Here is a 7,586-nt window from a genome sequence, read left to right as displayed (position 1 = left end):
CGTTTGGAAGCGTTCCAAGCCCTTCTCGGGGACGATTTTTGCTTTTTACTCTCACCACACATCGTAGCCAGAACGCCTCGTAAACGCCCGATAATGACGCCTGACCACGCCGATAAAATGGAAATAATGGTAGTTTTTCAGTGCCCTCCCAAGGGGCGGGAGCTCATTCCCGCTGAGTTTAAGGATGTTGGGGTACTGCTCCTTCCCCTTGGGAGGGCTGGGATGGGGCCCGTGGTCCTCCCCTTCCCCATTGCCACAATTCCGCACGAAAAAAGGACGTACCCTGATTGAGGATACGTCCTTTTCTTATTGTGTCGGGTCATTCTCCAGGAAAGACTTGGCATCTCTCCCGATGGAGATGACGGTCTTCTTATCTTACGGCAATCGCGCGAGACAGCTCACGGGTCTTGACTACATACACACCCTTGCTTACGGCAACGCGGGTAGTAGGTTCGGCCTTAACCTGCTGAACCAGACGACCGTCGACAGTGTAGATAGTAACATCTGCGCCAGCCATACCCTCGATTACGATGGCACCCTCGGCACCGTAGATGCGGCCCTCACCGATGGCGTTGTCGCCGATACCGGTGTTGAGAGATACCTGAGCAGTGTTGGAGAAGCTCGACTCACCTACGCTGAATACAGAGGTCACGTTGTAGCGGTAAACATCTTCGCCAGAAATCTTGTCGCTGTAAGTAGCGGCAGTGACGGGGCTCTCGTTGAGCTTGACACCGTTGCGATATACATTGTAACCCTCTAGAGTGAGGTTGGCCTTGTTAGAGGCAGGAGTACAGGTGATATCGTCGATGAGCAGCGCCAGCACATCCTTGGCATTGTAGTGGATAGCCACATACTTGGTGTCCTCGGGAAGTTGGAACTCATAGAAAGCGTAGCCGGCTTCGGGGTCGGTCTTGTAGCCTACAGGCACGTTCTCGACAGACTTGAAGAGGGTGAAGTCAGAAGGCTCCTTGCCGCTCTTGGATACCACGATGTCGAACGACTCGAGGCCGTACCTATTGGAGAGTGACTTGGCCCAGAAAGAGATGTACTTGTTGTTAGGAGCAAGTTCGGGAAGAATGAGGTAGTCATCATTCTGAACAGATGACCAGAAGCAGAGCGTCTTCTTGCCACTATGGGCAGCCATGATGCTAGTCTTGCTGTTGTATTTGTCGCAGTCGATAACCTGACATACCATACCCTGGCCGAGGTGAGGAATGCTCTGACCACCATCAACAGCGCCCCAGGTATAGTTTGTGGCCAGATGGTCGCAGTCGATGAGGGTATAGTCGCCGAGCGAGCCACGGTCTGTGGTGACAATCATCTCGTGAGTGGCTCTGTTTTCCTCAACCACGATACCGCCTACACTCCATGACTCGTAGCTCTCCATATCGTCGGTGCGCTCGGCATAGTACTCGGTAGTAGGAGCAGCCCAGTTGAGAGTCACATTGCCATCGGCCTTGGCAGTGGCCTTGAGGGCAGTGGGCTGGGGATACTTGGAAGGAGTAACCGCAGCTATCGCGGTCTTCTCGTTGTTAGCCTTGTTCTCGTCGTCGGCATAGACAACCTTGCACTTCACCTCGAGCTCTTCGGCGTCGAGCAGTGGAACGGTGATATCAATATTGAAGGTCTCCAGGGCATCAGCAGCCAGAGCGCTACCGTTAAGTGTGTTGACCAGTTCACCATTGACATAGCACTGCAGCTTGTATGCGCCTGCAGCCTTGAGACCGTTGTTGAATACAGAGACAGAAGCCTTGATGTCCGAACCAGCCTTGGCAGACTTGGGCAGCACGAGGCTCTGGACCGCGAGGTCATAGTCGAAGGTATTGCCCACGGTGACGTTATCTATGAAGAGAGGAGAGGCCATAGTCTTGTTGGTAGCCTCGATACCTATCTGCAGGTGGTCATAGGCCTTGTAGGCAGAGAGGTCTACGGTAGCCGCAGTCCACTTCTTGACTACTTCCTTGGGCAGAGTGGCCACGTCGGTCCATGTCAGACCGCAGTCGTTAGACACGGTAATCTTCAGGTCTGAAGCTGTATCAAAGAGATAGTACCACAGCTTGATGGTGGGTCTTTTCTCGGTGCTCAGGTCGATGATGGGCGTTGTGAGACGGGCGCCACCGGGGTTGCCGGCGCTATAACCTACCATACCGTTGTCGCCATCCTGAGACGATACGTTGGGAGCGAGGTCAGCTGTCAGCTGCCATACGTTGTTGCCCGATGTGGTGCTGATAAGCCAGGGCTTGGTAGACAGCCTTCTATTGGCAAACGATTCCTTGAGAGGACACTTATAGCCATAACCGAAGGCAGAGGTGTTACTGTAAGCGGGGGCGCTGGTGCCATAGTCGTTGTAGGCATAGAGCACATAGGCGAGAGAGGTCTGCAGGTCAGAGAGATTAGGAGCGTCTACATGGGTGCAGGTGGTCAGGTCTGACTTGATCTTGGTCTGTGTCTCTGCATTGTATACAGAGTAGTAGATCTGGGTGGGGTCTACGTAGCCACCGTGCTTACCTGTGGTAGGAGCCTCCCAGGTGATGATGGTCTGCGAGCCCTTCTGTACCCACTGAACCTTGGTAGGAGCACCGGGAGCATCAGGACCTACCCAGCCCTTGGCGGTAGCCAGGATACCGGCGCCATAGGTGTTATGGCATACTACGCTGTACTCGTTCTCGCCAGTGGTAGGATTGGGGTCGCTTACCTTCACCTTCAGACCTACAGCCAGTTCTGCACCGTCTATAGTGGCAATCTCTCTGCCAGTGGTAAGATTGGTTACAACAGCCTTGGAAAGACCAAACAATGGGCCATGGCTGAAGTTTTTGGTAGGACAGGTGAACTCTACCTCGCTGGTGAGTGCGCCCTTTTCGCCGGGAATCACGGTGATGTCGGTAGCAGCACCAGGACTCTTGGTATTGATGCCGTCAGAGAGTTTGAAGTCAGAGACAGCCAGGGCACCCTGATTCTTCTCAGAGGTGACATGGAGGCCGATATAGAAGAGGCCGGTCTCGTCGGCGGTAATCCATTCGTCTACATAGCAGCCGGTAGAGGTTACCTTCTCGTTGCAGACCTTCTTGGTCATCGAGGCAGCTGTCTTCTCCTTGCCATACATTATCTCAAAGCGTTCCTGCTTGTTCAGGTCGCTTACCATGAGGGCCATGGTGAGGTGGTAGGCCTTGCCCTTCTCCAGTTTCACGATAGGAGAAACCAGCCAGTCATTGGCGTCTTTGTCCTTGCTGGCTTTGTAGAACACGTTCTTGCCGTTGCTTCTCCATGTGTTGCCGTCCTCATTGGCGTCGATGGTGGTAAAGAAGCCCATGCCATTTTCACCGAGGAAGCTGTTTTCGTAAGGCAGAGCCACACCGAGGTCTTCGCCGGCGAGCACGTCGTTAGAGGTCACCGCACCACTGCTCTTCACGCCGTCGGTGGCCATGAGCACGTAGTTGTAGTTGTTCATCGCGGTGATGGTCTTGTCGGTAAACGAGGTAGTGGTGAGGTCTGAAGCTACAGTCACGTTGTCGGGCTGGCGTACCAGCGAGTACTTGATGGCTGCAGTGTTGATATATCCGCCGTTGACGCCTTCTGTGACGGCATCCCAGCTGATGGTAATCTCATTGGAACCCTCGGCCTTGACTGCCTTGAGGTTGGCAGGAGTCTTGGGAGAGTCCTGACCGATATACTTTTCGATATAGGTGGTCAGACCGCTGGCGCCGTCGAGTTTGGCACAAACGGCAAACTTGTACTTGCCGTCGGCAGGCACGGTAACGGGCACTTCGACCTCGGCACCGGGGGCGCCTTCGCCGGTCTTGTACTCAGCGTCGTTGAGGAAGAACGTGTAAGAGAGGTTTGAGGTCAGGGCTTCACCGCTCTCGGTCTTGTCGGGCATGGTGAAGATAAACTTACCAGTGAGGCTGCTCTTGTCAAACTCGGTTCTCATCTTGGCGATGAAAGCGGGCCTTTCCACTTTCTTGGCGGGCTTGGCAAACACACCAGCCCATCTGATGGCGGGGCTTGCAAAGTCGGTCACCTTGGTAGCCTTACCAGTAGTTACATCTACAGTGTACAGCGAACTCTCGTCGGCAGTGTGGGCAAACCAGTATACAGTATTGGTCGACTCGTCAAAACAGGCGTCCTGCACATCTATAGAGGGAGTCACGCCGGTAGCGCCGATAACGGTGGCTTCGGCGGTCTCCAGATTGAGCTGGCACAGATTACCATCCAGACCGATACCATACACCTTGCCACTATTGTCAGTAAAGAGGGCTACATAGCGCTGGTCAAGCACACCTCCATTGGTCTTGACACCGCTGGTCAAATCAAGCGTACACAACCTAAAGAGACTGGAATTGGCGGGATAGCATCCGTAGGTCTTACCATCCTTGGGGTTGTAAACCAGAGAGGTAGGAACGTCTGTGCCGGAGCTGAGATTCTCGACGATTTGCCATGTGTTGGTATCATACTTTTCCAACGTGGTAAGGAGTACTTTGGATCCCCTAATATAAGCAGACAACACGTAGTAGTAACCATCGATGTACACACCAGCCGAGGGCGTCACGCTGGAAATGCTTGCAAGAGGGGTTAGGGTCGGCGGGGTCGCCGTGGTGGTCGAATAGATACCGACCGGCTTCATGCCCGTTGAGATTCCTCCGTAGAGCGTAGTCTCTGCGGAAGCCGCAAGGGCTTTCGGTCCCGGACTTGCCATGGCAAGTCCTACCAGCATACATAGCATGCTGAGACAAGTAATGATTCTTTTCATAGACTGTAACACTTGAAAATTGTAATTAATAATAATGTGGTTCCTATATGTCCACAAAAGTAATCAGTTTTTCGGAAAAATTTGCAATTTTTATCAGAAAATTTTAATTTCTTTTTGGGATTTTCTAATTTATCACCAGCCCACCCGAGGCCAAAAACGGCATAACCGCCGACACATCAGCGCCTTTCGCCGTTTCCATCCAAACCAAGCAAAAACCGCCCACATTGGTTATCATAGGGTTGCATAACACGGAGATGACCGCCAATAACGTGGAGATGACAATTGGAAACGTGGAGATTAGAGTTAGAAACGTGGAGATGCCACTTGGAAACGTGGAGATGACAGTCGCGAATGAGGAAATAACAGATGGCGGCGTGGAAATGACACCGGCTGGCGCGTATCGGAAGGCACGAGGGTGCGTATCGGAAGGCACGGAAGCACGCATCGGAAGGCACGGAAGCGCGTAACGGAAGGCACGAGCCGCCAAACGCAATCAGGAAAGCAATGGATGCAGTGAGTATCATCGGTTTGCATCATCACCGCGCTGCTGCGCATCATGAGCCTCATCGTGACGGTAGCCCCTACCCTCGCCATGGGCAAAAAAAATACGCTGAGACTCATCAACGAGCTTCAGCGTATCCGATATGTTTAACTACTTATTTTCTAAACGAATGAAAACCTCACGGTTTCCATTGTCATCCTGGTTAAACAATCTGTCAATCTACCTTAAAAACCTAATAACTAAAAACCTAAATCTATTACTACTAATCTAAACAATCTATTAACCTTTTGATGATGCAAAGGTACTACACTTCTGCGGTTCTGACAATAGTCTGGGGCCACTTTCTGCTGCTCGGGGCCTCTTTCTTGACATATATCATAATATGCACCATCACTGCATTTCTGCTATAGATACCGAGCGGGCATCAGTGCTTCTTCTCGAGTTCCTGCAGGTTCTCCATAGCCTTGGACTCGAGGAACTCGTAGATGCCGCAGAGGTGCTCACGCACGCGGCCATGGCCAAACTCGTAGACCTTGCTGACCAGCCCGTCGAGGAAGTCACGGTCGTGGCTCACCACGATAAGGGTGCCATCGAAATCTTGAAGCGCCTGCTTGAGGATGTCCTTGGTCTTGAGGTCCAGATGATTGGTGGGCTCGTCGAGGATAAGCAGGTTGACCGGCTCGAGCAGCAGCTTGAGGATGGCGAGGCGCGTACGCTCTCCACCCGACAACACCTTGACCTTCTTGGTAGACTCCTCGCCGCCAAACATGAAGGCGCCGAGCAGGTCGCGTATCTTGCTGCGTATGTCGCCCTTGGCCACATCGTCGATGGTCTGGAAGACGGTGAGGTTGTCGTCGAGCAGCGACGCCTGGTTCTGGGCGAAATAGCCTATCTGGACATTGTAGCCCAGATTGAGGTCTCCCTGGTTCTGCAGCTCGCCCATGATGCACTTCACGAGGGTCGACTTACCCTCGCCGTTGCGGCCCACAAAGGCTATCTTGTCTCCCCGCTCCACGGTGAGATTGACGCCGCTGAAGACGGTCTTGTTGCCAAACGACATAGACACATCGCTCATCTGCACGGGATAAGCGCCGCTGTGCGGACTGGGCGGGAACTTCAGGCGCAGACGGCTGGTGTCTTCCTCGTCGACCTCAATAAGCTCGAGTTTCTCAAGCATCTTGACGCGGCTCTGCACCTGCAGGGTCTTGGAGTAGGTGCCCTTGAAGCGCTCGATGAAGTCCTTGGTCTCGGCTATCATCTTCTGCTGCTCCTCATACTGCTTCATCTGCTGCTCACGGCGCTCTTTGCGCAACTCGAGATAGTGGCTGTAGGTGGCGCGGTAGTCGTAGATGCGACCCATGGTGACCTCGATGGTGCGCGTGGTGATGTTGTCGACAAACTTGCGGTCGTGGCTGATGACCACCACTGCCTTGGAGCTGTTGATGATAAACTGCTCGAGCCAGCCGATAGACTCGATGTCGAGGTGGTTGGTGGGCTCGTCGAGCAACAGCACGTCGGGCGACTTGAGGAGCAGTTTGGCGAGTTCGATACGCATACGCCATCCTCCCGAAAACTCGCTGGTGGGCCGGTCGAAGTCACTGCGCTCGAAGCCGAGACCCAACAGGGTCTTCTCGACATCCTCCTCGAAGTGGGTCATGTCAATGGCATAAAACTTCTCGGAAAGCGTAGACACCGTCTCGATGAGCTGCATATACTCATCGCTCTCGTAGTCGGTGCGGGTGGAAAGGAGGTCATTGATACGGTCTATCTCTGCCTGTATCTCGTGGAGATGGGCAAATGCCTGGCAGGTCTCCTCAAACACGGTGCGGCCGTCTTCGGTCATCAGGTGTTGGGGGAGATAGGCGACGACGCAGTCTTTGGGCGCCGACACAGACCCGCGTGTGGGCTTGCGCACTCCCGCCAATATCTTGAGCAGGGTACTTTTGCCTGCGCCGTTCTTGCCCATCAGGGCGATACGGTCCTTCTCGTTAATCTGGAAGGTAATGTCCTTGAACAAGGTGGTGCCGCCGAACTCAACGGTCAGTCCATCTACTGAAATCATATTCTATTATTATCTGGTGCGTAATGTGAAAAACGATGCAAAGTTACCTAAAAAATACTCAATCCCTATTGCATATCGCAGGAATTTGCCGTGACACAGACATAAATTGGCAGAATGGGGCAACAGTCGGGGCGCGCGAGAGAGAAACGGCTCACCCGATAAACCATGGGGATAATTCTTTGGTTCTATAGATTATTTATACCTTTGTACCATGAATAATCAAGGACTTTTAGCATTGGCACAGTTAATTCTGCCATCAGAGATACTTTCAAATT

At 53.0% G+C, this 7,586-nt stretch carries 3 protein-coding genes; 1 reads left to right on the top strand and 2 read right to left on the bottom strand.

What is annotated here, in order from left to right; genetic code table 11:
- On the top strand, positions 1–291 hold a 291-nt coding region (locus CIK95_RS13350), incomplete at its 5' end, for a hypothetical protein (RefSeq protein ID WP_216820586.1).
- Between the two features lie 79 nt (positions 292–370).
- Here CIK95_RS13350 and CIK95_RS08090 read toward each other — a convergent pair.
- Entirely contained in the window at positions 371–4,747 is a 4,377-nt protein-coding gene (locus CIK95_RS08090) for a choice-of-anchor J domain-containing protein (RefSeq protein WP_094466747.1), read from the bottom strand.
- A gap of 926 nt (positions 4,748–5,673) precedes the next feature.
- Positions 5,674–7,311, bottom strand: coding sequence for an ABC-F family ATP-binding cassette domain-containing protein (locus tag CIK95_RS08080; protein ID WP_094466745.1), 1,638 nt, complete (start codon positions 7,309–7,311; stop codon positions 5,674–5,676).
- Between the last annotated feature and the right edge of the window lie 275 nt (positions 7,312–7,586).

It is taken from the genome of Prevotella sp. P5-108 (assembly GCF_002251385.1).
Classification (GTDB): Bacteria; Bacteroidota; Bacteroidia; order Bacteroidales; family Bacteroidaceae; genus Prevotella.
This window is presented reverse-complemented; position numbering and strand designations above follow the sequence as displayed.